Genomic DNA, 23,457 nt, shown 5'->3' with positions numbered 1-23,457 from the left:
ATTTCACTATTTATTTCACTACGCGCAGCGCTGGACGCCCACCGCGAGGCGGTGGCGGAGTATCGTCCGGATCGTTGTCATCGCCATTGTCAGGCTTATCGCCATCAATGACCGACATGACCGTTTCACTCTCAAAACCAGACGCGTCGTTGTCGTCATCATTTAAGCTGGCAACATCTTCGTCGTAGGCGGCTTCCGGTTCGAACATCGTACCGGCGCCATTTTCACGTGCATAAATTGCCAGAACGGCAGCCAACGGCACAGACACCTGACGCGGCACACCACCGAAGCGCGCGTTAAAACGCACTTCATCGTTAGCCAGTTCCAGGTTGCCCACCGCACGCGGTGCAATATTCAGAACAATTTGCCCGTCACGCGCATATTCCATTGGAACCTGCACGTCCTGGAGCGTCACATCCACCACCAGATGCGGCGTGAGCTGGTTGTCTAGCAACCATTCATAGAACGCGCGCAGCAGATACGGACGGCGTGGTGTTAGCTGTGGCAAATCCATACAGGTTAACCCCGGCCCAGACGCATTTCACGTTCAGGCTCAGTCAGAGAAGCCAGGAAAGAGTCACGTTCGAAGACGCGAGTCATGTACCCTTTCAGTTCTTTCGAACCTGCACCGTTGAATTCAATGCCCAGCTGCGGTAAACGCCACAGCAGCGGCGCCAGGTAGCAGTCTACCAGGCTGAACTCATCGCTCAGGAAGTAAGGTTTCTGGCCAAATACTGGCGCGATTGCCAGCAGTTCTTCGCGCAGACGCTTACGCGCGACTTCGGCTTCAGATGCAGAACCGTTCACGATGACGTTCATCAGCGTGTACCAGTCTTTTTCAATACGCTGCATGTACAGGCGGCTTTCACCACGCGCAACCGGGTAAACCGGCATCAGCGGCGGATGCGGGAAGCGCTCATCCAGGTATTCCATAATGATGCGAGATTCCCACAGGGTCAGCTCACGATCCACCAGTGTCGGTACGCTCTGATTCGGGTTGAGGTCGATCAGATCCTGAGGTGGATTGTCCTTCTCCACATGCTCAATCTCGAAACTAACACCTTTCTCAGCCAGCACAATGCGGACCTGATGGCTATAGATGTCAGTAGGACCAGAAAACAGCGTCATTACCGAACGTTTGTTGGCAGCGACAGCCATGAAAACCTCCAGGTATATTCAGAATTTTTACTGCTACCAGCCACTCAGTGGCCAGCCAGAAGTGATGTCACCCAGGCTCGGGAAAGTCATTACTGTTCAAAATACAAACAAAAAATGAACGATACCGGACATTTGGGCAGAAAATTGGATGATAGTTTACCAGATTTTGTGACCTTTGTGGTGAGTCGATTCTTGAAATGGGGAAAAAGAGGTGGCAATCAGCGGATTACCGTGGATCTGAGGCGAGAAATAACGATAAAAAAACCCGCCGAAGCGGGTTTTTTCGCAAATTGTCGTCTGCCGAAGCAGAGTACAATTAACGTTTGGAGAACTGAGGACGACGACGTGCTTTACGCAGACCGACTTTCTTACGTTCAACCTGACGAGCATCACGGGTAACGAAGCCAGCTTTACGCAGTTCGCCACGCAGGGATTCGTCGTACTCCATCAGAGCGCGGGTGATACCGTGACGGATCGCACCAGCCTGACCAGAGATACCACCACCTTTAACAGTGATGTACAGATCCAGTTTCTCAACCATGTCGACCAGTTCCAGCGGCTGACGAACTACCATGCGGGCAGTTTCACGACCGAAGTACTGTTCCAGAGAACGTTGGTTGATTACGATTTTACCACTGCCCGGTTTGATGAAAACGCGAGCTGCGGAACTTTTGCGGCGACCAGTGCCGTAGTATTGATTTTCAGCCATTGCCTATAATCCCGATTAGATGTCAAGAACTTGCGGTTGCTGTGCCGCGTGGTTGTGCTCGTTGCCAGCGTAAACTTTCAGTTTACGGAACATAGCACGACCCAGCGGGCCTTTTGGCAGCATGCCTTTAACCGCGATTTCAAGCACACGCTCAGGACGGCGAGCAATCATCTCTTCAAAGGTCGCTTGTTTGATACCACCGATGTGGCCGGTGTGGTGATAGTACACTTTGTCAGTACGCTTGTTGCCGGTTACAGCAACTTTGTCAGCGTTCAGAACGATGATGTAATCACCGGTATCTACGTGCGGAGTGTATTCCGCTTTGTGCTTACCGCGCAGGCGCAGAGCCAGTTCGGAAGCCAGACGGCCCAGAGTTTTACCGGTCGCGTCAACAACATACCAGTCGCGTTTTACGGTTTCTGGTTTAGCTGTAAAAGTTTTCATTAAAAGCTTACCCAAATAAATAAGTTACACGTTGGTGAACACCCAAACGTTTTGTCAGTTGAGGTTCACACGACATTGTCCAGCAAACCTACCCCTTCGAATAGCCTATGCCGGCACATAGAAAGTTTTGGGAAAAAAACTCTCTCGTAACGTGGGGTCGCAAGATTATAGAGAAGTCAGGGTCAAAGATCGACCCCTTTATGTGATTTGCGGCAGGTTTAACCGGCTAAATGTTCCCGCTTCAGATACTCTTCGCTTTGCATCTCCTGCAAACGCGACAAACAGCGCTGAAATTCAAACTTCAGACGCTCGCCCTGATAAATTTCATAGAGGGGTGATGCCGCACTGACCACCAGCTTGACGTGGCGTTCGTAGAACTCATCCACCAATGCGATAAAGCGTCGCGCTTCACTCTCCATCAGCGGAGTCATGACCGGCACATCAGACAACAGCACCGTGTGAAACAGACGCGACAGCGCAATGTAGTCATGCTGACTCCGGGCATCGACGCAGAGCGTGGTGAACGACACTGCCAGCGTCTGATTTTCTACAGCCAGGGTTTGCATAGGACGATGGTTAATCTCCAGCGTTGGGGCATGTTCACCTTTGGTTCCCGCTAATGCCAGCCAGAGCTTATCCATCTGCTGGCGGGTTTCCTCATTCAATGGCGACAACCACAAATGCGCCTGCGTTAAGGTGCGCAGACGATAATCGACGCCGGCATCGACATTCATGATGTCACAATGCTGTTTGATGGCATCAATGGCAGGAAGAAAACGCGTGCGTTGCAAACCGTTGCGATACAGCTCATCTGGCGGAATATTGGAGGTCGCCACCAGCGTAATGCCACGGGCAAACAGCGCCTTCATCAGGCCGCCGAGCAGCATGGCGTCGGTGATATCAGAAACAAAAAATTCGTCGAAGCACAGCACGTCCGTTTCGGCCTTAAAGCGGTCGGCGATGATTTCCAGCGGATCGCTCTGCCCCTGTAAGGCAGTAAGTTCTTCATGCACGCGCAGCATAAAACGGTGAAAGTGCAAACGCTGTTTACGTTCGCCCGGCAGGCTATGGTAGAACAGATCCATCAGCCAGGTTTTTCCGCGCCCAACTCCGCCCCACATATACAAGCCACGCACCGGTGCGTTGATCGGCGACTCACGCTTGCCCAGCAATTTTCCAAAACGCGCCATCAGTCCACTCTCCTGCGGCGCAGGACGTGCTGGCGTCGTAAGCGCCTGGAAAATTGTTTCCAGTCGATTCACGGCTTCGAGTTGTACATTGTCGGGCTGATGACTGCCGTCGTTGAGAGCTTGCTGGTAACGCGATGTCGGGGAAAAGCTTTGCATGATGTTATTGTTATTCCTTGAGAATCGATGTGCCGTCGCTCACGGTTGACGAAAAAAAGGCCGTTCTACATTACGTGATATAAACACGGGATTCCACTTCTACGGGATTAGCGGTTATAGTGGCATAATCAGGCGCAGGCATGGAGCCTAAAGCCAACACCCTACGGAAACACAAGACAACGGGAGATGTTCATGACCTGGGAATATGCGCTAATTGGGTTAGTCGTCGGTATCATTATTGGTGCTGTAGCCATGCGTTTTGGTAATCGTAAATTACGCCAACAGCAGGCATTGCAGTACGAACTGGAAAAAAATAAAGCTGAGCTGGAAGAGTACCGCGAAGAGCTGGTGAGCCACTTTGCCCGCAGCGCTGAATTGCTGGATAACATGGCGGACGATTATCGTCAGATTTACCAGCACATGGCGAAAAGCTCCAGCAACCTGCTGCCGGGTATGTCGCCGGAAAACAACCCGTTCCGTAACCGTCTGGCAGAGTCTGAAGCAGGCAACGATCAGGCGCCGGTTCAGATGCCACGTGACTATTCTGAAGGGGCATCTGGCCTGCTGCGTAGCGGCGCAAAGCGCGACTAACCGCACATCGTTAAGAAATTTATTGGGCGCAGCAATTGCGCCCTCCGCTTCTCTTCCTGTCCCAGCTATTATTTAGTCGTTAGCCGCATTGTGACCAAACCGAAAATTCAATAACATCAACCTGTTTTGAATCATCTTCCGTTTACTCAAGGTACGAGAGCAGGATCCATGAAAAAACAAACCCAGCTGTTGAGTGCATTAGCGTTAAGTGTCGGGTTAACTCTCTCGGCGCCATTCCCGGCCGCAGCGTCGATTCCCGGCCAGGTTCCCGGTCAGGCTGCGCTCCCCAGCCTCGCCCCGATGCTGGAGAAAGTGTTACCTGCCGTGGTGAGCGTAAGGGTTGAAGGCACCGCCACTCAGGGGCAGAAAGTCCCGGAAGAGTTCAAAAAGTTTTTTGGTGATGAACTTCCCGATCAACCTTCGCAACCTTTTGAAGGGCTGGGTTCAGGGGTCATTATTGATGCCGCCAAAGGCTACGTCCTGACCAATAACCACGTCATTAACCAGGCGCAAAAAATCAGCGTCCAGCTTAATGATGGGCGTGAGTTCGACGCAAAGCTTATTGGCAGCGACGATCAGAGCGATATCGCACTGCTACAAATTCAACACCCCAGCAACCTGACACAAATTGCCATTGCTGACTCGGACAAACTCCGCGTGGGTGATTTCGCGGTGGCTGTGGGTAACCCGTTCGGTTTGGGTCAAACAGCCACCTCCGGCATTGTATCGGCTTTGGGTCGCAGTGGGTTGAATCTGGAAGGTCTGGAAAACTTTATTCAGACTGACGCCTCTATCAACCGCGGTAACTCCGGCGGCGCATTGCTCAACCTGAACGGTGAGCTGATCGGTATTAACACCGCGATTCTGGCCCCCGGCGGCGGCAGCATCGGAATTGGTTTTGCAATCCCGAGCAACATGGCGCGCACGCTGGCACAGCAGCTGATGCAGTTTGGTGAAATCAAACGCGGTCTGTTGGGCATTAAAGGCACCGAAATGACTTCCGACATCGCCAAAGCGTTCAAACTGGACGTACAGCGTGGCGCGTTTGTCAGTGAGGTTCTGCCTAACTCCGGCTCCGCAAAAGCAGGGGTGAAATCAGGTGACGTCATTACCAGCCTCAACGGTAAACCGCTTAACAGCTTCGCCGAACTGCGTTCACGCATTGCGACAACTGAACCTGGGACCAAGGTCAAACTGGGCCTGCTGCGTAACGGTAAACCGCTGGAGGTTGAAGTCACCCTCGATACCAGCACATCATCGTCCGCCAGCGCAGAGATGATTGCGCCTGCGTTGCAAGGGGCCACGCTCAGCGACGGTCAGTTAAAAGACGGCACCAAAGGCATCAGAATTGATAACGTAGAAAAAAGCAGCCCTGCCGCACAGGCCGGTCTGCATAAAGATGACGTTATTATTGGCGTTAACCGCGATCGCGTAAACTCGATCGCCGAAATGCGCAAAGTGCTGGAAGCAAAACCGTCAATTATCGCTCTGCAGGTGGTGCGCGGTAACGAGAGTATTTACCTGCTCCTGCGTTAACGCATGCAACCGGACATCAGCCCCTCGTGTGATGTCCGGTAAACTCGTGATATGCTGCTGCCGTTCCCTTTATTAATGACGCCGCCATCATGTTTGTGAAGCTTTTACGTTCGGTCGCGATTGGTTTAATCGTCGGCGCCATCCTGCTGGCCGCGATGCCCTCTCTGCGAAAAATTAATACGCTTAGCGCACCGCAGTTCGACAGTGCAGATGAAACGCCCGCTAGCTATAACCCGGCCGTTCGCCGCGCAGCGCCTGCCGTCGTGAACGTTTATAACCGCAGTATGAACAGTACCACGCACAACCAGCTTGAGATCCGCACGCTCGGCTCAGGCGTTATCATGGATCAGCGCGGTTATATCATTACCAATAAGCACGTCATTAACGATGCCGACCAAATCATCGTCGCATTGCAGGACGGTCGCGTATTTGAAGCGCTGCTTGTGGGGTCTGATACGTTAACCGACCTTGCGGTGCTAAAAATCAACGCCACTGGCGGGCTGCCAACAATCCCAATTAATAACAAACGCGTACCGCACATTGGTGACGTGGTACTCGCCATCGGTAACCCGTACAACCTTGGACAAACCATCACTCAGGGGATCATCAGCGCCACCGGTCGAATTGGCCTGAACCCGACAGGGCGGCAAAACTTCCTGCAAACGGATGCCTCCATCAACCACGGAAACTCCGGCGGTGCGCTGGTCAACTCACTGGGTGAATTGATGGGGATTAACACGCTGTCGTTTGATAAGAGCAACGATGGCGAAACCCCGGAAGGGATCGGCTTTGCCATTCCTTTTCAGTTGGCAACGAAAATCATGGATAAGCTGATTCGTGACGGGCGCGTGATTCGTGGCTACATCGGCATCAGCGGTCGCGAAATTGCGCCACTGCATGCTCAGGGCGGCGGGATGGATCAAATTCAGGGCATTGTGGTTAACGAAGTAGCCCCGGATGGTCCGGCAGCGCAGGCAGGCATTCAGGTTAACGATCTGATTATCTCGGTCAATAACAAACCGGCGGTGTCTGCGCTGGAAACGATGGACCAGGTGGCAGAGATTCGACCAGGTTCAGTTATCTCCGTTGTCGTGATGCGTGATGACAAACAGTTGACGCTGCAGGTAACGATCCAGGAATACCCAGCCACCAACTAACGTCACGTCTGGCAGACCACTTACCATAAAAAAACCGGAGCACAATTAGCTCCGGTTTTTATTAGGCATATCGTAGGGCGTTAACTCGTAATACCTGATGGTACTACGCTTATCAGGCCTACAAATACACGCAGGCCTCTCTTCGCGTTACTTAACGAACTCTTCGCCCAGAGTGATATCTTTCTTCAGCGTATCCAACATACCTTCCAGCGAGCTTTGTTCAAACGCGCTCAGCTTGCCGATAGACTGACGCTCTTCTACGCCGTTTTTGCCCAGCAGCAGCGGCTGAGAGAAGAAGCGAGCATACTGGCCGTCGCCTTCAACGTAAGCACATTCAACCACACCTTTTTCGCCGCTCAATGCGCGAACCAGGGACAGGCCGAAACGTGCAGCAGCCTGACCCATAGACAGGGTTGCAGAACCGCCACCGGCTTTAGCTTCCACAACTTCAGTACCCGCATTCTGGATACGTTTAGTCAGGTCAGCGGCTTCTTGTTCGGTGAAGCTTACGCCAGGAATTTGTGACAGCAGTGGCAGGATGGTCACGCCAGAGTGGCCGCCAATAACCGGAACTTCAACGTCGCCAGGTTGTTTGCCTTTCAGTTCCGCAACAAAGGTGTTGGAGCGGATGATGTCCAGCGTGGTCACGCCAAACAGTTTGTTCTTATCGTATACGCCTGCTTTTTTCAGCACTTCTGCAGCGATAGCAACGGTAGTATTCACCGGGTTGGTGATGATACCGATACACGCTTTCGGGCAGGTTTTAGCAACTTGCTGCACCAGGTTCTTCACGATACCGGCGTTGACGTTGAACAGGTCGGAACGATCCATACCCGGTTTACGTGCGACGCCCGCAGAGATCAGTACCACATCAGCACCTTCCAGTGCAGGGGTAGCGTCTTCGCCGCTGAAGCCTTTGATTTTCACAGCAGTAGGGATATGGCTCAAATCAACGGCCACACCAGGTGTTACTGGAGCGATGTCGTACAGGGAGAGTTCTGAACCTGAAGGCAGTTGGGTTTTTAACAGTAATGCTAGCGCCTGACCGATACCACCAGCAGCGCCGAGGACTGCAACTTTCATCCTAAACTCCTTATTATATTGATAAGCAAAATGTCTATTGCTCCGCGGCGGCGACCTTAATTCACAAATCCAATGAATACAACAACCACGCGTCAAGAATGCGTAGTCACGCAAATTTGGCTTTTATGCATTTAACTTACGTAAAATAAAACCTAAGTTACGTAATTCAAAACCACCCACACAGTAGAGCAACTTTCCAACAGGTGCTGACAATATACCCTACCCACCTCTCAAAACAACATCAATTTGATAACATTTAATTTACTTTTAACCTTATTTGCGAGCCGTGACACAGGCATGTTTCTTGATAACGAAATTTGATAAAATTCCGCTCTTTCATAACATTATTTCAGCCTTGAACAAGGCAGACTGTTTGCATAAAAATTCATCTGTATGCACAATAATGTTGTTTCTACCGCCATATTACGGGTGACTTATGCGAAGCTCGGCAAAACAAGAAGAATTAGTAAAGGCGTTTAAAGCGCTACTTAAAGAAGAAAAGTTCAGCTCTCAAGGCGAAATCGTCCTCGCGTTGCAGGATCAGGGCTTTGATAATATCAATCAGTCCAAGGTTTCACGCATGCTGACCAAATTTGGCGCCGTGCGTACCCGCAATGCGAAAATGGAAATGGTGTACTGCCTTCCGGCTGAGCTGGGCGTACCCACGACCTCCAGTCCGCTGAAAAATCTGGTGCTGGATATCGACTATAACGATGCGGTCGTGGTTATTCATACCAGCCCTGGCGCTGCTCAGTTGATTGCACGTCTGCTGGACTCATTGGGGAAAGCGGAAGGTATCCTGGGTACGATTGCCGGTGACGATACCATCTTCACCACCCCAGCTAAGGGTTTTACGGTAAAAGATCTGTACGAAGCCATTCTGGAACTGTTCGAACAAGAACTGTAATACCGCCTCCCCGTCGCCTCGCGGCGGGGGAAAACACTCTCTTTCCATCCCCTTCCTTCTATTTTTCACTGCTATTGATTTAACAAATGGTGCGTTTAACCATCAAAACACATTCACGTGGTGAATACGTAGTTTTAAAAACGCACATTTTGCAAAATTTTGTATGCTCATGATTTTATTATATTTATCTAACAACTGGTGTTTTTAACTCCATTTTTAATTCCATTTAGTTATAAAAAACATTTTTCTTAACACTTAATACCTAACGAAACAATTAGCGTGGTATTAATTTATCGAGTTATTAGTGTATACTTGATTTTGTGATGAGGATCACGAAACGCAGACCCCTATAAAAGAATTCGACGAGGTAAATATCATGAAAATCAAAACTACTATTGCAACCTTAAGCCTTCTTTCTGTTCTCTCCTTCGGTGCAAGCGCCGCGGTTACTCAGGTGAACTCACAAGAAGCACAGAATCTGCAATCCATCGGTAGCGTCTCCGTCTCTCAGATCGGTAGTTCACCAATGGACATGCGTCAGGCCATCGCCGCTAAAGCTGAAAAAGCAGGCGCAAGCAGCTATCGCGTCACCGAACTCCGTGAAGGTGCTCACTGGCACGCTACTGCAGAACTCTACAAATAAACCCTCGTCGTCTAAGTCCGACGACTTGCCCCCGCCTGCCGGGGGCTTTTTTATGTCTTACATTGAGTGGCGAACGTTAAAACGCAACTGCCCTTCCAGCTCTTCTTCCGCTTCATCGAACAGTAAAATCAACGCGCCGTATCGCCTGCGTAGTTTGTCAGGCAAATGGACAAATTCAATTTCCAGCGGCAGCGGCAAGACTTCGCCGATCACCACCTCCCACAGAGAATCCAAATCAACCACCTTTTCCCGCGCCAGACCGAACGTGCGCGTAAACTCGCGGTAGAAATCACCCTGATCTTCTATCTCGTCAAAATCAAATGTATAGATGTTCATCTATAGCCACCATCCCGACGCCAGCCACTCTACAGACCGCCAATATGTAAGGGTCTCTCGCATTTTCAGGTAAGTATAGCCATAAAAAAACCGACGCTTTTAGCATCGGTTTTCAACTCTTAATTACTGACCAGCGCATGCTGGTATTTGTGCAGCATCCCGCTGAGTCGTTTTACTGGCTCGGTCACCTGCGGTGGTGCTTGCCAGATAATTAATTTTTCCTGGTAGATATCAAGCTCCTCCAGTAACTGGCTAAAGTAGCGTCGGCGCTTGTCGTCATTTCCTGCTGAAATTACGTGATCGGCAGTTCGACGAAGCTGGCGATGGAATGCGGATAGATCCTCGTTTACCGGTACCGGCGCATCACGCAGGCGCTGGTGCGCGATGATCATCGTCAGCGCCAGGCGAAACTTCGCCAGATCTCCGGGAAACTTGTTCATCAGCAAAAACAGCTGCTGATAAAGCGCCGGGAGGTGGTTTTCTTTGCGACGTACCACGTTGGTGGTCATCGCAGAAACCGCCGCCGACACGAACTGGTTGAGCAACACGCGGCCCGTTCTGTCACGAGAGTTATCACGCACCAGCAGAATAACGATAAACGCCAACACGCAGCCAACAATTTGCCCCAACGCGCTGTCGAGGAACTGGCTAAAGTGGAAGGTCATCGGGTTATCCAGCACAATGATATTAATGGTGCTGGCCAGCGCCCCCATCGATCCCAGCCGTCGTTTCTGTACCTCAATCCCCAGAAAGAATCCCAGCACCGCCAGGCTCAGGCACAGTAGGAACATACTTTGTTGCGTATTGGGGATAATCACCAGGAAATAGAGCGCTCCGAGCGGTAACGCTGCCAACGTCCCATAGATAAAGTCTATCGCCACCATGCGGGGATTTGGCAAACGCATTGCCAGCGAGGTGACGACCGCAATCATCACCATTGCACCGCTGCCGGAGGTCCATCCGGTCCATAGCCAGAATAAGGTTCCCAGCACACAAGAAAGCGTGGTACGCCAGAAGTTAACCATCGCATGATGACGCTCGGCAGACTCCACTTTCACCACCGGCTCACCTTGCAGGATCTCTTCTTCCGTAGCGCTAATCTTGGTATTACTCACCACACCGCGTTTGAGCAGCAGGTAGCGCGTCGCGGCTCCCGCCCAGCTGTATATGGTGACCGGCGTTTCGCGCTCGCCGGTCCAGGCAATCACCCGACGCATCCGCTTCAGCTGTTTGTGGACATCCTGCGCCGTTTCAACCGACGTATCGAACAACTCGCGGAAAGTATCAGTGATCAGTTCTGGTCGGGTGTTCTGAATAAGGTAGGTTTCACAGGACTGCGTGATGAGCGTGAGAGACAGCGTGTTCAATGCTTTAAGCCTGCGGTTAGCACGCCCCCAGCGTGAAGACTCCATATTCAGGTTACTGCGCATGCCTTCCAGCGCTGCAGTACGACGGACTAAATCGCCCCAGGCTTTATCCACGACCTCGCTGTCGCCGTGCTTAATGCACAACTGCATCAGTTGATATTGCGCCACCAGCAGGCTGTCCAGCTCAACATCAATCTCTTGTTTTATCGAACGGGGAGAGAAAAGCAGATCGGCCACAATGGCGCAGACAATCCCCATCACAATTTCACTGCAACGTTCGAGCGCAAATTGCGGCGTCAGCAGCGGTTCGGCCTGAATGGTAATGACGATGATCAGCGCCGTATAGCCCGAAAGCCCCCAGGCATAGGAGTTCTCGATCTTCACCAGTGACGAGATCCAGGTACAAAAACCGGCCCAGATACAGCACACCAGGATCATCAATAACGGAGCGCGGATCATGCTGATGATAATGATCAGTCCGGCAATACAACCGATAAATGTCCCGACAATACGTAGCATGCCGCGATAGCGGATAGCCCCTGAATAGGGTTCCCCACCCGCAGCAAAGGCCGGACCTGCCGCCACAATGGCCGCGGTCAGCACAGCCCAACGCGGGGTCTCAAGTTGGAAGTGAAAGCCAACGAACAGCGCCAGTACAATCGCGCATGCCAGTTTTACCGCAAAGCGGATATGCTGGTTGGCAATGGAGAAAATACCCATCGCAATTAACCAAACTCGCGCAGGCGGTGCGCTATTTTACGGAAAAAGGACTCCTGGCTTGCATCACGGTCCTGCTTACCGGTAATGACAACGGTAGCCGTTGTCCCGGCAGGCCACAGAGTTCCCTGCTGCTCATCAAGGCGGATTCGCACCGGGACACGCTGCGCCAGACGCACCCATTCCAGATTGGAATCAATGGTCGCCATACCTTTTGCATCCTGCGTACTGCTGGCATTCGTGACCCCCGCCGCCACGCTATCAACGGTGCCTTTTAAGACATTATTACTGCCAAGCGGGGTGATCTCAGCACGATATCCAGGGCGAACGCCTTCCAGTTTGGTTTCTTCCATATAGGCCAGCACATAGAAAGAATGCTGCTTGACCAGCGCCACCGCTGTGGAACCACGCGTAATAAATTCGCCGCTATAGACGTTCAGGTTAGTGACCCAACCGTCAGCTGGTGCGCGAATGACGGTACGTTCCAGATCTAATTTTGCCAGGTCGCGGGTCGCTTGTGCTTTCGCAAGCTGGTGTAATACGGTTTGCAGGACGTTGTTTGACTGGTCAATCTCTTCACGAGACATGGCCTGCACGCCCAGGCGGTTACGACGACCAGCCTCCTGGCGTTTTTCCTGGGCCAGAACCTGATAATAAGAAACATCAGCTTCGGCCTGCTCAAGGGCTTTTTTATAGCGTGGCTGATCGATGGTGAACAGGATCTGATCCTTTTTCACCAGTTGGTTATCATGGACGTTAACGTTGGAAATAAGCCCCGCAACATCTGGCGCAATAGCGACGACATCTGCGCTGAAACGCGCATCACGTGTCCATGGCGACTCGGTGTAATACACCCATGCGCGAAAAATAGCGATGAAGGCCAGAATGACCAGTACGAGAGTCGTGGCCGTACGGGAGAGTTTTTTTGTTAGTGTTTTCACTTCAACCTCAAACGAACAGGCGCGTTATTAAATAGAACAGGCAGCAATACAGCGCGGTGTTAAACAGAGCCGGATGCCAGACAAAGTCATAGATGCCGGTTGGAACCAGCATCCGGCGCACCAGCCAGAAAATCGCCAGTGACAAAAGTAATTCGAAAAAAATCGGTGGGAAGGACAAGCCAAACACCACGATAACGGGAAACAGACTCATGTTGACCTTGGTAACTTAAGAGAGTGCAGGTGATAGATTTTCTAGCGTATGTCACCGCAGAGAAGGGCAAGGGTGAGCCAGGCGAGAGCGACATAGCTGTTATTTGAATAATAATATATTAACGTAACTGTTATGCTGTTATCTATATTATGTGATCTAAATCACTTTTAAGCCAGAGTGAACAATGGAACGATTAAAACGTATGTCGGTGTTCGCCAAAGTCGTCGAACTGGGCTCCTTCACCGCCGCAGCAAGACAGCTACAAATGAGCGTTTCATCGATAAGCCAGACGGTCTCTAAACTGGAAGATGAGCTACAGGTCAAGCTGTTAAACCGCAGTACACGCAGCATTGGGCTGACCGAAGCTGGTAAAATTTACTATCAGGGCTGCCGGAGAATGCTGCACGAAGCGCAGGATGTTCACGAGCAGCTTTATGCCTTTAACAACACGCCCATCGGTACACTGCGCATTGGTTGTTCTTCAACCATGGCACAAAATGTCCTCGCCGGATTGACCGCGACAATGCTGAAGGAATACCCCGGTCTGACGGTAAATCTGGTAACAGGCATCCCGGCACCGGATTTAATCGCCGATGGTCTGGACGTGGTTATCCGCGTCGGTGCGTTGCAGGACTCCAGTCTGTTTTCACGTCGCCTGGGCGCTATGCCGATGGTGGTCTGCGCGGCTAAAAGCTATCTCGCACAGTTTGGCGCCCCGGAGAAACCCGCCGATCTCAGCAACCACTCGTGGCTGGAATACAGCGTGCGCCCGGATAATGAATTCGAGCTTATCGCTCCGGAAGGAATTTCCACCCGCCTGATCCCAGAAGGTCGTTTTGTGACTAACGATCCGATGACATTGGTGCGCTGGCTGGCCGCGGGCGCGGGTATTGCCTATGTGCCGCTAATGTGGGTTATCAATGAGATCAATCGCGGTGAAGTAGAGATCCTGCTCCCCCGCTACCAGTCGGATCCGCGTCCGGTCTATGCGCTGTATACCGAAAAAGACAAACTGCCGCTCAAGGTCCAGGTAGTGATTAACTATCTGACGGATTATTTTGTCGATGTGGCGCAGCTTTTTCAGGGGATGTACGGCCGGGGAAAAGAGAAATAAAAGAGTGTCGACCGGATAAGGCGTTGACGCCGCATCCGAAAAGATGCCCGATGGCACTGGTGCTTATCGGGCATACATCATGATGTTATGCAGTACCACCCACCGTCAGGTTATCCACCTTCAGCGTCGGCTGGCCCACGCCCACCGGCAGGCTCTGCCCTTCTTTACCGCACACACCAACCCCGTTATCCAGCTTCAGGTCGTTACCTACCATCGAAATCTGCTGCATCGCTTCGATACCAGACCCAATCAGCGTCGCGCCTTTCACCGGTTTGGTTACTTTACCGTTTTCAATCAGATACGCTTCAGACGTCGAGAACACAAATTTCCCGGAGGTGATATCCACCTGGCCGCCGCCGAAGTTAGGCGCATAAATACCGTATTCAACGGATTCGATGATTTCTTGCGGCGTGGATTTCCCAGGCAGCATGTAGGTGTTGGTCATACGTGGCATCGGCAGGTGCGCGTAAGATTCACGGCGACCGTTACCCGTTGGCGCGACGCCCATCAGGCGCGCGTTCAGTTTGTCCTGCATGTAGCCTTTCAGAATACCGTTTTCAATCAGCACGTTGTACTGACCCGGTGTGCCTTCATCATCAATAGCCACAGAGCCACGACGGTCCGCCATTGTGCCATCATCCACAACGGTACACAGTTCCGACGCCACCAGTTCACCCATGTGACCGCTGAATACCGAGGTACCGCGGCGGTTAAAGTCACCTTCCAGACCATGACCGACCGCTTCATGCAACAGGACGCCAGGCCAGCCAGCGCCGAGTACTACCGGCAGCGTACCAGCAGGCGCCGCTACCGCGGACAGATTAACCAACGCCATGCGTACGGCCTCTTTCGCCCAGGCGTCAGCACGAACTTCACCATCGAGGTCGCCGAGGAAATAGTCATAGCCAAAACGACCGCCACCACCGCTGGCACCTCGCTCGCGCTTACCATCCTCTTCAACCTGTACGCTTACGGACAGGCGTACCAGCGGACGAACGTCAGCGGCCAACGTGCCGTCGGTCGCAGCTACCAGGATCAGTTCATAAACACCGGTCAGGCTGGCGGTGACTTCCTGGACGCGTTTGTCAGCGGCACGGGCCACGCTATCAACGCGACGCAGAATATCCAGTTTCTCTTCGCGGCTCATGCTCTGTAACGGATCAACCGAGGTGTAAAGCGCCTGATGCTCAACCGCTCCCAGCGTTTTTACTTTGCCGTCACCGCTGTCACGCACGATAGTACGGGCAGCATGAGCACTTTGCTCCAACGCCAGCAGGCTAATCTGGTCTGCATAGGCAAACCCTGTTTTTTCGCCGCTGATGGCGCGCACGCCAACACCCTGATCGATATTGTAAGAACCGTCTTTAATGATGCGGTCTTCTAAAACCCAGGATTCGTGATAGCTCGACTGAAAATAGAGATCGCCGTAGTCAAGACGGCGTTCGGCCAGTTGGCCCAGAATGGCAAACAGATCCTGATGTTTCAGGCCATTCGCCGCTAGCAATTGTTCACTTACCAGGTTCAGACTCATCGTTTTGGTACTCATTAGTTTCTGTTGTAGGCCTGATAAGACGCGCCAGCGTCGCCATCAGGCACTTCAATGCCGGATGGCGGCGTGAACGCCTTTTCCGGCCTACGGACTGCGGTAGAAGATCACTGTACTGAGATTGGGGCAATTACTCGCCCCCGTCAAATCATTGCTGGCTTTCTTTGCGCGGCTGACGCAGAACTTCGTTAATCTGCGGTTTATCGACCGGACCGGTGATGCGATAGCGCAGAATCGAAACTTTGCTCCACAATGGTCCCAGAACCTTACTGGCAGCAAACACCGCCGCGCCGACAATCGGGTTGACAGCAAACGCAGCGGCAACCCCTACGGTGGCAGAAATTTCAGGCGCGACAATGGCTTCCATATCCAGCTCCCGACGGACCAGGTTCACTGAGCCTTTCATCGCAATGTCTGCCTCCAGACCATCCACCAGCGTGTCGTCGGTATGCATCACACCATCTTTGATCCACGCCGTACTGCGAATCGAGTCGAAATAGAAACCTTCACTGAAGGTATCGCTAAAATCAAAACGCAGTTTACGTAGCAACGCATCAAAGCTCAGCAGTCGCAATAGTTGCCCCGCATGTCCGGTGCTGAGTTCGGTTATCTCACCTTTGCCCAACCGGGTACGCAAAATCCCATTCAGCGAAGCTTCATCCGGATCCCATGGCGGGTTACGCCAGTGCAGGTCATACTCCACGTTGAACGAAGAGTTACGAATCGGGGTCGATACGCCAAAGAAACTGGCAGCGGAGTCAATTTTATTACCGCTCAGTTTACCCTTCAGTGACGTTCGCTCTTTGCCCGGCGTATTCACCCACACGCCATCGGTGGTCAGTCTGGCAAAGCCTGTATCCAACAGACCGTTGCTCAGCGTTAGCGTGTCGCCTTTAATCGCTACATCGGCATCAATGCGCCCATATTTCTGCCCCCACATCCAGCACTCAGCACAGCGTAACTGAAGATCCGGCCAGCCGCGGAAGCTGAAGTTGTCCACGGCGGAAAACGGCGAGGCTGGAGTACTATTCAGTGCAGCTTTCGTCGGTGAAGCTTTCGCCGTGCTGGGGTTGTAATAAAGATACTTAATATTGGCCAGCCATGGCGCATTATTGCGCATCGCCAGCGTGGCGTTAATTTCACGGCCCTGCGCCTGCACGATGGAGCCATTGCTCGCAGGCTCGGACACAATACTCAAATTATTCCACTGCTGACCACCTAGGGATAACGATGGCGTACGCACGGTGATGCGCTGTGGGAAGTTGGCATTAGTGCCAACGTTATCCGCCGCGCCTTTTTGGAACAACGCCAGCCATTGCGCGCCATCCATAGGGGGAAGATTAAGCTCAATGCCTTGCTGCTCGGGTAACGCGGGCACAGTACGGCTTTCCGACGTCCAGATTGCGCGGTCAAGCGTCAGTTTCTGATTCAGCAACCAGCGGCTGTTAAAGTGGTTCTTACTGCCAGCATTACCGGTCAGATCAAAGCTGCGCAGATTACCATTGGCCTTAACATTCACCGGCAACGCTTCACCGGCCGCCTTATTTAGCGGAGCAGGTAAGTGACTACTTACATTCTTCAGGTCGCCTTTTAGCTCAATGTCGTAGGTCGGTCCGGCATGATACGGAAGATCGATACCCACCTTGCCATTCCACGCCATGCTGCCGCTTAACGCATCGTTGACCTGCGCCGGTAAAATCCCCATGCGGGTTGGCTGCCAGTCGCCTTGCAGGTTCACGGCTACCTGATAGGCTTTCGCCCCTTCGGTGGTGGAGAAGTCAACGTTCAGCGGCTGATTAAACCAGTTCGCCGTCATCGGCTCGCTCTTCAGATCGCCGTTGATAAAGCTAAATTTACCATTCAAATTCTTCAGCGTGCTGTCGAGCGGTTTAATAAACAGGCTGTTATTACGCAGGTTGACGTCGCCTTTGGCGGTAACCAGCGAGCCGTCTAGCGGAATATCAAGATGTAAGCGAGCATTCACATCACCATCAATTTGCAACTGTTCCAGAGTGGCGCCGAGAGAATCCTTCAATGGAGTCTCATCAAAATAAGGTCCAACCGCCTTGCCTGGCCCGTTGATATCGGCATCAATCAGCAGCTTTTCTTTTGCATAGTCGGGAATATTGGCCGTCAGGTTACTGGCCTTCACGCCGCCTAAATTGACGCTATCCGTCTTCATCCACAGGCCATCGTTAATGAAGTTCAGTTCGATATTGAGATCGGTCAGCGCAGGCCAGTCGGGCTGGAAAGCAAATTTCGCATTGCGTAGCGGCACCAGAACCTGAAACTGCCCTTCATTGTGCAGATACGGGAACAGATGCGGGTTGCCGCCATACACCAGCGTGGCGTTATCCGCTTCCCCGCCCTGAATAGCGCCGCTGAGGTAGTCAACCAGCTCTTTGCCCATCAGGTTTTCCGGGAAATAGCGCCAGGCCTGAGAGCCATCGTCGGTGCTGATGCCTGCCAGAATGCCCAACCATGGCTCATCACCGGCGGGCTGCAGATAGCGAAAACCACCGCGCGCGCGTACCGCTTTCGCTTTAACATCGATGTTGCGCCCATCTAGCTGGAAGCCTTTATCATTCTTCAGCCAGCTTAGCGTCGCCACACCGTTCTCTATTTCTAGCGGCGCGCGAAAGACGGTTTCATACGGCATTTTGGCTTGCTTCATCGAGGCGGTGAGTGCCCCATTTTCAACGCTGCCAGCAAGCGTACCGGAGAAATGTTCTGCCCCCGGCAGCAGCTTCCACTGTTTCCAGGCCAAATCGGTCCACGAGGACAGGAAGCGGGTTTTTTCTGTCGCCTGTAACGGGATATCCAGTGCCAACACATCGATCTTGCCACTTGGTTGCGTGGCCCGCCAAATATCACCCAACGCAGGCGATAACCTGGACGCCATCGGACGTAGCCCTTCTAACCCGGCCAGTTCCAGATTGCTGGCGCGAATGCGTAGCTCGTCGCTGCGTTTGTTATTCTCGCCACCGACCTCCTGCTCAGGGATCCAGGCCAGCGTTAATGCACCGCTCGGCCAGGGTTTATCATCCATGGTGATACGGGTATCGGGAATAGAGAATTGCCAGCCCGGCCCTTCATGGCTGATGTGCGCCGTCAGATTATCGACGGAGAGCGTGTGCGTACGATTTTCACCCAGCCAACTTGCCCCGCCTTTTTTTAGCCAGACATCGCCACCAGAAACGACGCCTTTGCTGATCGTCATCCATGCTTCCAGGCTAAAACGCGCGGTTTGCAGCGCGACATTATCCTGCATCCATTTACCCAGCCACGGCTTGACGTCGATATCGTCGGCCTGCAGCCAGACCCGACCGTTATTCAACAGCCCGTTGTCGTCACGCAGATCCATACGCACCTGCATAACGCCATGCTGTCCGGTCAGGCTGGAGAGGCTGACCTGACCCTCAGCGCGATGCCGATTTTTACCGTTCAGCCAGGTTAGCTGTGGGATCGCCAGTTCAGCACGTTGACCTGAGAGGGTTATAAAGCTGATATGGCTGTCGCGTAGATCGAAATGATCAAACTGGCGCAGGAAGAGATCGCTGAGATGGTCAGTTTCAATTCCATCTCCGCCTTCGCTGCGCTGGATAGGAGTATTGGTGCGCAACTGCAGCTGCCAGAAGGTGAGATCGCGAAACTGCCAGCGCATGTGCAGCAAACTTTGCCAGACATCCAGCGCCAGCGTGACGCGTTTTACCGAAAATTCGCCCCCGTCTTTCAGCTGCGCATGGATATTGCGCGCTTCAAGCGTAGGGCCGAAATTTTGCCAGCTGGCAGAAAGCTGACTGGCGGAAACAGGTAGACCTGTGGCGGATTCAATCTTGCCAAGAATGGCCGGACGCCAGCTATCAAGATGAGGTAACGCAAGGCGCAGTCCACTGACCAGCAGCGCTGCGATGACAACGAATGCGGCTCCAGTGAGCAGTAATATCCCCGGCAATCGCCTCACGCGCCTCTCCTTGTCTACCAAAAAATATGACTCACACCCCTTGAGTGAATATTGCCGGATGACGGCGCTTGCGCCTTATCCGGCCTACATGCGCGGGTGCCACTACACGATTTACATCATGACGACGTCGAACTGCTCCTGGTTATACAGCGGTTCGACTTGTACTTTGACCTGTTTGCCGACAAAGATCTCAACTTCCGCCAGCGCATGTGACTCTTCACCTTTCAGGGTTTCAGCCACTGCCGGAGAGGCATAAACCAGGAAACGATCGGAGTCATATGCATGGTGTACCCGCACGATTTCGCGCATGATTTCATAGCATACGGTTTCCACCGTTTTCACCGTACCACGCCCATGGCAGGTCGGACACTCGTTGCACAGTACATGTTCCACGCTTTCACGTGTACGCTTGCGCGTCATCTCCACCAGGCCCAGCTGTGAAAAACCGTTAATGCTGGTTTTTACGCGATCCTTGCTCAGAGCCTGCTCCAGAGAGTGCAGCACCCGGCGGCGGTGATCTTCATTATTCATGTCGATAAAATCGATAATGATAATGCCGCCGAGGTTACGCAGACGCAGCTGACGAGCAATGGCCTGCGTTGCTTCAATATTAGTATTAAAGATAGTGTCGTCGAGATTACGATGCCCAACAAACGCGCCGGTATTGATATCGACGGTGGTCATCGCTTCGGTTTGATCGATGATCAGATAACCGCCGGACTTCAGCTCAACTTTGCGTTCCAGCGCGCGCTGAATTTCATTCTCTACGTCAAAGAGATCAAAAATAGGCTGGCGCCCGCTGTAATGTTCCAGCTTGCTGGTCATCTCGGGGATATATTCCGCCGTAAATTCCAGTAACGCCTCATAGGTCAGACGGGAGTCGACGCGGATGCGGTCAAGCTGCGCATCGGCAAAGTCACGCAACACGCGCTGTGCCAGTGCCAGTTCACCATACATCTGGTAGCGCGTTTGCGGGCGCTTTTTACGCTCCATGACTTTCGTCCAGACGCGCTTCAGGTAGGCAGCATCCGAAGCCAGATCCTCTTCGCATACGCCTTCCGCCGCCGTGCGAATGATGAAGCCCCCCTGCTCATCGCAGTAATCCGCTACCACTTTTTTCAGGCGTTCGCGTTCGGTTTCGCTTTCGATACGTTGGGATACGCCAACGTGCGAAGCACCCGGCATAAAGACGAGATAACGGGAAGGCAGCGTGATGTCCGTCGTCAGGCGTGCGCCTTTAGTTCCCAGCGGATCTTTTACCACCTGCACCATCAGATCCTGACCCTGGCGCACCAGTTCAGAAATGTCGCGTACTGTGAACTGTTTTTGTTCTTCACCCGCCACGCATTCGGTGTGCGGCATGATGTCAGAAGCGTGAAGAAATGCGGCTTTATCCAGTCCAATATCTACAAAAGCCGCCTGCATACCCGGAAGTACACGACTTACACGACCTTTGTAGATATTGCCTACGATTCCGCGTCGCGCCTCACGTTCAATATGAATTTCCTGCAGAATACCGCCATCAATGTAAGCCACCCGAGTTTCCGATGGCGTTACGTTTACCAACAATTCAGCCGTCATGTTTATCCCTTTTCTCACGCAGTGCGTTAAAATTGGTCAGCAACTCATACGTTTCTACCAGCGGTAAGCCGACTACGGCGTGATAGCTGCCATTTATCTTCCTGACAAAACAGCCACCCAACCCTTGAATACCGTATGCACCTGCTTTATCCATTGGTTCACCGCTGGCAACGTAGCCTGCGATGTCCTCATCGGTTAGTGCTCTGAATGTCACTTCCGTCACTACCAGGCAGTCCAGACTGTGCTGGCGATCGGCCAGTGCCACGGCCGTCATAACTTGATGCGTTTTGCCCGACAGTTTGCGCAGCATTGCTGCGGCATGGGCGGCGTCGTGCGGTTTTTCCAACACTTCGCCATTAAGGATAACGATGGTATCCGCACCCAATACCGGCAAATCGCGCTGTGCCAGCGCTACGCCTGCCTGCGCTTTTTCGCGCGCCAGACGGGAAACATACTGCTGCGCGCTTTCCTGCGGGTGTCGCTGTTCTTCAATCCCAGGGACCAGTCGTTCAAACGTAACACCAAGCTGAGCGAGCAACTCCTGACGACGTGGAGAACCTGAAGCAAGATACAGAGTATTCATATCAACCTTATTGCACCGCAAACTGCTGACGGACTTTACGCATCAGTAAGAATAGCCATGGCCAAAGCACACCATTCACTACACTACTCCAGAACACTTCAGGTCTGAAAGAGACGTTGATCACTAAAAACTCGGCCCAGAAAACAATAATATCCACGACCAGTGATAACAACATGACCACCAGCGCTTGTTGCCAGAGCGCGAGGTTTCGGAATAGCTGGAATTTCAGCGCGACCAGATAAGCAATGATACTCATCGACAATGCGCGCACGCCAAGCGTGGAGCCGCTGATGAGATCCAGTATGGCACCCACCACAAATCCCGTGCCCACATTTACGCGATGCGGCAGCGCCAGGATCCAATACAACAAGATGAGCAGCACCCAGTTTGGCCGGAAAACCAGAATGTCATCCGGCCAGGGCATGACTTGCAGCAACAGTGCAATAAGGAACGAGAGCCAAATCACCCAACGTCCCTGGCTACGATAGCTTGCCACTTACTGTCCTCCCGGCTTACGCGGAGCAGGTTGTGGCGGCATGGTATCCACAGGCGCAGGAGTCACACCTGTTGCGGGAGCTGGCACTGGCGCAGGCGGCCCCATGGCATCTGGCGCAGGCAGCACTTGCGGCATCATTTGCATCAGACGTTCATTAGCAACGCGGTGAACTTCTTCCGGCGTCATCGGGTTTGCGCCATTACGATCGGCACCCCACAACAGCAGCAGATAGCGCAGACGCTGCAGACCCGCGGTCGGGCGAGCCTGAATCACGGTATAAGCACGCTGAGTGTCCAGCTTAACGGAAGAAACAACAGCAACCGGATAACCTTCAGGGAAACGTCCGCCCAGACCCGAGGTGACCAGCACATCGCCAACACGAATGTCGGTATTGGCCGGCAGATGTTCGAGCTGAAGATCGTCTGTGCAGCCGTTACCGGCAGCGATCACGCGAATATCGTTACGCAGTACCTGAATGGGCAGCGCATGCGTCGCATCGCAAATCAGCAGCACGCGGCTGGTCAGTTTAGCCACCGCCACGACCTGGCCTACTACGCCTTTGTCGCTAATAACCGGCTGACCTTCGTAGACGCCGTTAACGCTCCCTTTGTCGATCACGACCTGATCGCTGTAAGGGTCATTAACCGTTGAGATAACCTGCGTCACCATCTTTTGTTCGTCCTGACGCAATGGCGATCCCAGCAGCTCACGCAAACGCGCGTTCTCCTGTTTGTATTGCCCCAGCATCAGCAATTCGCTGTTTTTCAGCAACAGCTCCTGACGCAACGCCCGGTTTTCAAGTTCGAGTTGATCACGCGAAGCCAGCGTTTGCGACACGCCGTCGAGTAATTCACGAGGACCATTTGAGATAAAGTAGAAAGGACTGACGGCGGTATCCATGTACGTTCGGATTTGACTAAACGTACCCAGGCGGCTGTCGGCAATAATAACGCCGAGCGCCACCAGCACCGCCAGAATAAGGCGAATCTGTAGCGACGGGCCACGGCTAAAAATTGGCTTCATAGTC

At 52.7% G+C, this 23,457-nt stretch carries 22 protein-coding genes; 6 read left to right on the top strand and 16 right to left on the bottom strand.

The genetic code is table 11. The features are described from left to right. Positions 1-10 precede the first annotated feature (10 nt). From sspB to zapE, 5 genes are all read right to left on the bottom strand, one after another. Positions 11-514 carry a ClpXP protease specificity-enhancing factor gene (gene sspB / locus OGY83_RS18395; protein WP_003025130.1) on the bottom strand — a complete coding sequence of 168 codons (504 nt, stop codon included), beginning with the start codon at positions 512-514 and terminating at the stop codon, positions 11-13. 5 nt (positions 515-519) lie between these two features. Beyond that, positions 520-1,158, bottom strand: coding sequence for a stringent starvation protein SspA (gene sspA / locus OGY83_RS18390; RefSeq protein ID WP_003025132.1), 639 nt, complete (start codon positions 1,156-1,158; stop codon positions 520-522). Between the two features lie 316 nt (positions 1,159-1,474). Then, entirely contained in the window at positions 1,475-1,867 is a 393-nt protein-coding gene (gene rpsI, locus OGY83_RS18385) for a 30S ribosomal protein S9 (RefSeq protein WP_003025138.1), read from the bottom strand. Positions 1,868-1,882: 15 nt separating this feature from the next. Next, a complete protein-coding gene (rplM, locus tag OGY83_RS18380; RefSeq protein ID WP_003025141.1) occupies positions 1,883-2,311 on the bottom strand; it encodes a 50S ribosomal protein L13 in 429 nt (142 codons plus the stop codon). 218 nt (positions 2,312-2,529) lie between these two features. Next, positions 2,530-3,657 (bottom strand): cell division protein ZapE, encoded by a 1,128-nt coding sequence (gene zapE, locus OGY83_RS18375; protein WP_032945144.1) that lies wholly within the window; start codon positions 3,655-3,657, stop codon positions 2,530-2,532. Between the two features lie 192 nt (positions 3,658-3,849). Between zapE and zapG the strand changes: the two genes are divergently transcribed. The 3 genes from zapG to degS all read left to right on the top strand — a co-directional run bounded on the left by zapG (position 3,850) and on the right by degS (position 6,941). Then, a complete protein-coding gene (gene zapG, locus OGY83_RS18370) occupies positions 3,850-4,248 on the top strand; it encodes a Z-ring associated protein ZapG (protein WP_003025147.1) in 399 nt (132 codons plus the stop codon). A gap of 168 nt (positions 4,249-4,416) precedes the next feature. After that, positions 4,417-5,784 carry a serine endoprotease DegQ gene (gene degQ, locus OGY83_RS18365; RefSeq protein ID WP_008785951.1) on the top strand — a complete coding sequence of 456 codons (1,368 nt, stop codon included), beginning with the start codon at positions 4,417-4,419 and terminating at the stop codon, positions 5,782-5,784. An 89-nt stretch (positions 5,785-5,873) separates the two neighbouring features. After that, the gene (degS, locus tag OGY83_RS18360; protein ID WP_123267815.1) at positions 5,874-6,941 is read left to right on the top strand and encodes an outer membrane-stress sensor serine endopeptidase DegS; all 1,068 of its coding nucleotides are present in this window, start codon (positions 5,874-5,876) and stop codon (positions 6,939-6,941) included. A gap of 147 nt (positions 6,942-7,088) precedes the next feature. Here degS and mdh read toward each other — a convergent pair whose 3' ends face one another. Continuing rightward, positions 7,089-8,024, bottom strand: coding sequence for a malate dehydrogenase (gene mdh / locus OGY83_RS18355; protein ID WP_008785953.1), 936 nt, complete (start codon positions 8,022-8,024; stop codon positions 7,089-7,091). Between the two features lie 436 nt (positions 8,025-8,460). Here mdh and argR point away from each other — a divergent pair, with 436 nt between their 5' ends. Next, positions 8,461-8,931 (top strand): transcriptional regulator ArgR, encoded by a 471-nt coding sequence (argR, locus tag OGY83_RS18350; RefSeq protein WP_003025162.1) that lies wholly within the window; start codon positions 8,461-8,463, stop codon positions 8,929-8,931. 376 nt (positions 8,932-9,307) lie between these two features. After that, entirely contained in the window at positions 9,308-9,574 is a 267-nt protein-coding gene (gene yhcN / locus OGY83_RS18345; RefSeq protein WP_003828812.1) for a peroxide/acid stress response protein YhcN, read from the top strand. 57 nt (positions 9,575-9,631) lie between these two features. Here yhcN and OGY83_RS18340 read toward each other — a convergent pair whose 3' ends face one another. The 4 genes from OGY83_RS18340 to aaeX all read right to left on the bottom strand — a co-directional run bounded on the left by OGY83_RS18340 (position 9,632) and on the right by aaeX (position 13,146). Further along, complete coding sequence (locus OGY83_RS18340; RefSeq protein ID WP_003025168.1) at positions 9,632-9,910, bottom strand: barstar family protein; 279 nt, start codon at positions 9,908-9,910, stop codon at positions 9,632-9,634. Between the two features lie 119 nt (positions 9,911-10,029). Beyond that, positions 10,030-11,997: a p-hydroxybenzoic acid efflux pump subunit AaeB gene (aaeB, locus tag OGY83_RS18335; protein ID WP_003828813.1), complete on the bottom strand. Its 1,968-nt coding sequence runs from the start codon at positions 11,995-11,997 to the stop codon at positions 10,030-10,032. A gap of 5 nt (positions 11,998-12,002) precedes the next feature. Next, positions 12,003-12,935: a p-hydroxybenzoic acid efflux pump subunit AaeA gene (gene aaeA / locus OGY83_RS18330; protein ID WP_267448721.1), complete on the bottom strand. Its 933-nt coding sequence runs from the start codon at positions 12,933-12,935 to the stop codon at positions 12,003-12,005. A 7-nt stretch (positions 12,936-12,942) separates the two neighbouring features. Continuing rightward, on the bottom strand, positions 12,943-13,146 hold the full coding sequence (gene aaeX / locus OGY83_RS18325; protein WP_003828816.1) for a p-hydroxybenzoic acid efflux pump operon protein AaeX: 204 nt from the start codon (positions 13,144-13,146) through the stop codon (positions 12,943-12,945). Between the two features lie 184 nt (positions 13,147-13,330). Here aaeX and aaeR point away from each other — a divergent pair, with 184 nt between their 5' ends. Further along, positions 13,331-14,260, top strand: a complete 930-nt coding sequence (gene aaeR, locus OGY83_RS18320; protein ID WP_003828817.1) for an HTH-type transcriptional activator AaeR — start codon at positions 13,331-13,333, stop codon at positions 14,258-14,260. Positions 14,261-14,345: 85 nt separating this feature from the next. Here aaeR and tldD read toward each other — a convergent pair whose 3' ends face one another. The 6 genes from tldD to mreC form a co-directional block, all read right to left on the bottom strand. Further along, positions 14,346-15,791: a metalloprotease TldD gene (gene tldD / locus OGY83_RS18315; protein WP_003025183.1), complete on the bottom strand. Its 1,446-nt coding sequence runs from the start codon at positions 15,789-15,791 to the stop codon at positions 14,346-14,348. Between the two features lie 163 nt (positions 15,792-15,954). Then, a complete protein-coding gene (yhdP, locus tag OGY83_RS18310; RefSeq protein ID WP_286636582.1) occupies positions 15,955-19,770 on the bottom strand; it encodes an AsmA2 domain-containing protein YhdP in 3,816 nt (1,271 codons plus the stop codon). Positions 19,771-19,881: 111 nt separating this feature from the next. Continuing rightward, positions 19,882-21,351: a ribonuclease G gene (rng, locus tag OGY83_RS18305; protein WP_003828822.1), complete on the bottom strand. Its 1,470-nt coding sequence runs from the start codon at positions 21,349-21,351 to the stop codon at positions 19,882-19,884. Next, positions 21,341-21,934: a Maf family protein gene (locus tag OGY83_RS18300; RefSeq protein ID WP_079938244.1), complete on the bottom strand. Its 594-nt coding sequence runs from the start codon at positions 21,932-21,934 to the stop codon at positions 21,341-21,343. Before OGY83_RS18300 ends, rng begins: the two co-directional genes overlap by 11 nt. Positions 21,935-21,941: 7 nt before the next feature. Then, a complete protein-coding gene (gene mreD / locus OGY83_RS18295; RefSeq protein WP_003025196.1) occupies positions 21,942-22,430 on the bottom strand; it encodes a rod shape-determining protein MreD in 489 nt (162 codons plus the stop codon). Continuing rightward, positions 22,431-23,453 (bottom strand): rod shape-determining protein MreC, encoded by a 1,023-nt coding sequence (gene mreC / locus OGY83_RS18290; protein ID WP_286636579.1) that lies wholly within the window; start codon positions 23,451-23,453, stop codon positions 22,431-22,433. Between the last annotated feature and the right edge of the window lie 4 nt (positions 23,454-23,457).

Origin of the sequence: Citrobacter sp. Cpo090 (assembly GCF_030332665.1) — a bacterium.
Classification (GTDB): Bacteria; Pseudomonadota; Gammaproteobacteria; order Enterobacterales; family Enterobacteriaceae; genus Citrobacter; species Citrobacter portucalensis.
The sequence above is the reverse complement of the archived record's forward strand: the minus strand, read 5'-3'. Positions and strand labels throughout refer to the sequence as shown.

Excerpts from the sequence above, each read along its gene's own strand:
- sspB (WP_003025130.1), bottom strand. The coding sequence starts at position 514 with ATGGATTTGCCACAGCTAACACCACGCCGTCCGTATCTGCTGCGCGCG.
- sspA (WP_003025132.1), bottom strand. The coding sequence starts at position 1,158 with ATGGCTGTCGCTGCCAACAAACGTTCGGTAATGACGCTGTTTTCTGGT.
- rpsI (WP_003025138.1), bottom strand. The coding sequence starts at position 1,867 with ATGGCTGAAAATCAATACTACGGCACTGGTCGCCGCAAAAGTTCCGCA.
- rplM (WP_003025141.1), bottom strand. The coding sequence starts at position 2,311 with ATGAAAACTTTTACAGCTAAACCAGAAACCGTAAAACGCGACTGGTAT.
- zapE (WP_032945144.1), bottom strand. The coding sequence starts at position 3,657 with ATGCAAAGCTTTTCCCCGACATCGCGTTACCAGCAAGCTCTCAACGAC.
- zapG (WP_003025147.1), top strand. The coding sequence starts at position 3,850 with ATGACCTGGGAATATGCGCTAATTGGGTTAGTCGTCGGTATCATTATT.
- degQ (WP_008785951.1), top strand. The coding sequence starts at position 4,417 with ATGAAAAAACAAACCCAGCTGTTGAGTGCATTAGCGTTAAGTGTCGGG.
- degS (WP_123267815.1), top strand. The coding sequence starts at position 5,874 with ATGTTTGTGAAGCTTTTACGTTCGGTCGCGATTGGTTTAATCGTCGGC.
- mdh (WP_008785953.1), bottom strand. The coding sequence starts at position 8,024 with ATGAAAGTTGCAGTCCTCGGCGCTGCTGGTGGTATCGGTCAGGCGCTA.
- argR (WP_003025162.1), top strand. The coding sequence starts at position 8,461 with ATGCGAAGCTCGGCAAAACAAGAAGAATTAGTAAAGGCGTTTAAAGCG.
- yhcN (WP_003828812.1), top strand. The coding sequence starts at position 9,308 with ATGAAAATCAAAACTACTATTGCAACCTTAAGCCTTCTTTCTGTTCTC.
- OGY83_RS18340 (WP_003025168.1), bottom strand. The coding sequence starts at position 9,910 with ATGAACATCTATACATTTGATTTTGACGAGATAGAAGATCAGGGTGAT.
- aaeB (WP_003828813.1), bottom strand. The coding sequence starts at position 11,997 with ATGGGTATTTTCTCCATTGCCAACCAGCATATCCGCTTTGCGGTAAAA.
- aaeX (WP_003828816.1), bottom strand. The coding sequence starts at position 13,146 with ATGAGTCTGTTTCCCGTTATCGTGGTGTTTGGCTTGTCCTTCCCACCG.
- aaeR (WP_003828817.1), top strand. The coding sequence starts at position 13,331 with ATGGAACGATTAAAACGTATGTCGGTGTTCGCCAAAGTCGTCGAACTG.
- tldD (WP_003025183.1), bottom strand. The coding sequence starts at position 15,791 with ATGAGTCTGAACCTGGTAAGTGAACAATTGCTAGCGGCGAATGGCCTG.
- rng (WP_003828822.1), bottom strand. The coding sequence starts at position 21,351 with ATGACGGCTGAATTGTTGGTAAACGTAACGCCATCGGAAACTCGGGTG.
- OGY83_RS18300 (WP_079938244.1), bottom strand. The coding sequence starts at position 21,934 with ATGAATACTCTGTATCTTGCTTCAGGTTCTCCACGTCGTCAGGAGTTG.
- mreC (WP_286636579.1), bottom strand. The coding sequence starts at position 23,453 with ATGAAGCCAATTTTTAGCCGTGGCCCGTCGCTACAGATTCGCCTTATT.